Below are 1,660 nucleotides of genomic sequence, written 5' to 3'. Positions count from 1 at the left end.
CACCTTTCGTCGGAGGGGCGATCGTCGGCATGCTGGTCCTGATCACCGCCACCCGCACGGGCCAGCCCCACCCGTTCATCGCACCACCCGACTGCGGGGCGGGCAGCGAGCCGAGCCGGCGGGCGCTGCGATGAGCCCACAGAGCGTCCGCGAGCCGTGGGCTCCCGACATCGCCGCCGTCCGCCGGCTCCACCGCCAGGAGCCGGTATGCCGCACCGCGGTGAACACCACCGGGGTGATCAATCTGCGGGGTGCGGTCTCCGTCGTCGCCGCGTTCGACCCGATGGCCGCAGCGGAGACGACGGACGTGCACGCCTGCGCGGCGTGGGCGGAGGTACTGCGCACCCTGCCAGGACGGCTGCAACTCACCGTCCGCCGGCCAGCACGGCCGCGCTACCTGCACCACAGCTTCCCGGCCGATCGACGGGTGTTCCTCACCTGCTACGAGCCCAGCCGCCTGTGGCCAGGTAGCCGAGCGCGCGCCGCGACGGCGGTCTGCCACCGACTCGAGCAGGCTGTGCGCCTGCTCGACACCGCCGCCCTGCCGGCCCAGGTTCTCGACACCGCCGCCCTCTCCTGCCTGCTTGGCGTTCCCGCCGACCCGGATGACACGCTCCCACCAGCCGCGGACATCGACCACGAGCGACGGCCGGGTGGGTTCGTGGACGGAGGGCTGATCGAGGTCGGCGACGTGTACGCAACCACCATCGCGATCACCGACCACCCTTCCGACGGCGACCTGTGGGCGGTCCGCATGGAAGGACTGCTGGCCTATCCGGACAGGTTCGACCTCGCGTTGCACCTGACCCCAGTGAAACCCGGATGGCTGCGTGTCGGCCTGTACCTGACGGTCTACGCGCCCACCCCCAACCTGCTCGCCGAGGCGCAGGACGCCGTCACCTGCCACGCGGATTCCGTCGGGTTTTCGATCCACCCGCGCCGGATCCGGCCGACGCCAGGCTGGGTCAGCACCCTGCCGCTCGGGCTGGACCTGCTCGGGATCGGACAGACGATCAGCGTTGACGCCCTGGCCGCGGGCCTCACCTCCGCGTCTGCCACAGCGGGGACGGTCAGGGAGGGTCTGGGCAGCCGTCGGCGCTAGCGATGATCAGAGTTCTTGCGACGGGCAGCCTCGGGGGCGTACCGGATGAGCTGGCGCCCGAGGACGGCCGCGCCGCAGAAGGCGCCTCGGGCTACGCGGCCGTCCTCGTCCAGTGCTGGCGGGGCGCGAACCCCTCGCGGCGCAGCCAGTGCTCGGTGTAGACGATCCGTTCCGCCTCGACCACGACAAGGGGGTCCGACGGCGGCTCGCTGAGCGGGCGGGACCGTTCGACGTGGTCGGACTGCCACCGGACCGCCGACCAGTAGTAGGCCCGGGACTCGGGTCCGTGTCGCCAGCCGCCAAGTAGCGCCCTTGGCCACAGGGGTGGTTGTTAGCCGCCTGCGGTGTTGCGGGGGCAAGACGTTGCACTGCTGGTAGCCGCAGGGACGCCGGTGCCGGCGGCGGTCCAGAACGGTAGCGCATGCAGCCCCGGCGTCAGCCAGGTGAGCAGCGTGCGCAGCTCACGGGAAGGCTAACCGGGGGTACCAGCGTCGACAAGATTTTCAGGTGGCCGGAACGCTGGACTGCGACTGACCAGTCCCGCCCGCCGAGGTGTGC

General features: G+C 71.5%; 1 protein-coding gene. It reads left to right on the top strand.

Annotation, left to right across the window (positions count from 1 at the left end):
- Positions 1-130: 130 nt before the first annotated feature.
- Positions 131-1,102 (top strand): hypothetical protein, encoded by a 972-nt coding sequence (locus tag BBK14_RS13445; RefSeq protein WP_071062465.1) that lies wholly within the window; start codon positions 131-133, stop codon positions 1,100-1,102.
- The last annotated feature ends 558 nt before the right edge of the window (positions 1,103-1,660 follow it).

The organism is Parafrankia soli, from assembly GCF_001854695.1.
In the GTDB taxonomy this organism is placed as follows: Bacteria; Actinomycetota; Actinomycetes; order Frankiales; family Frankiaceae; genus Parafrankia; species Parafrankia soli.
Note: the sequence above shows the minus strand (reverse complement) of the source record. Positions and strands in the feature narration are given on the sequence as shown.